The 469-nt window shown below is 47.3% G+C and carries 1 protein-coding gene; it reads right to left on the minus strand.

Annotation, left to right across the window (positions count from 1 at the left end; translation table 11 throughout):
• Positions 1-469 (minus strand): hypothetical protein (locus tag ACYVRA_RS08710; RefSeq protein WP_461252324.1); only part of this gene is annotated, 469 nt, incomplete at both ends.

The following is a 469-nucleotide window of genomic DNA, read 5'->3' on the forward strand; positions in this document are numbered from 1 at the left end:
GCCGCTAAAACCGCTGTTTATCGTTATGGTATGGCCAGCCCCGTATAATTTACCTCTGAATGGAGCGGTATTGCTGCCAATCGGAGCCCATGCGCCTGTAATGTTGATGTCATCGGCAAGGACATACTGTTTATTTAAACCGTCTTTCATGGCGGCAAGTTCCACCTGAGTTTTAACTTCCACTGCCGGGTTCGCCTTACTTACGCTCATGCCGGGGAAGTTCCATATCTTGAAGGTAGTTCTGCTCTCCATTATTCCCTGCGCGTAGAGTTCTATAAAAACCGCGTATTCCTGTATGCCGCTGACGCCGCTCCCTTTTTCCACATCGGAATCGTTGAGTTTGCCAACGCCATTGATAACAGCCGTCGTATTACTAGAGTTGGTTAGAGTATTGCTTACGCCGTTGTTTAACCTGTATGATACAAAAACATCACTCGCGCCTGTTTGCGCCCATGAAAGGTTGATTTTA

Source organism: Treponema sp. R8-4-B8 (genome assembly GCF_054786175.1).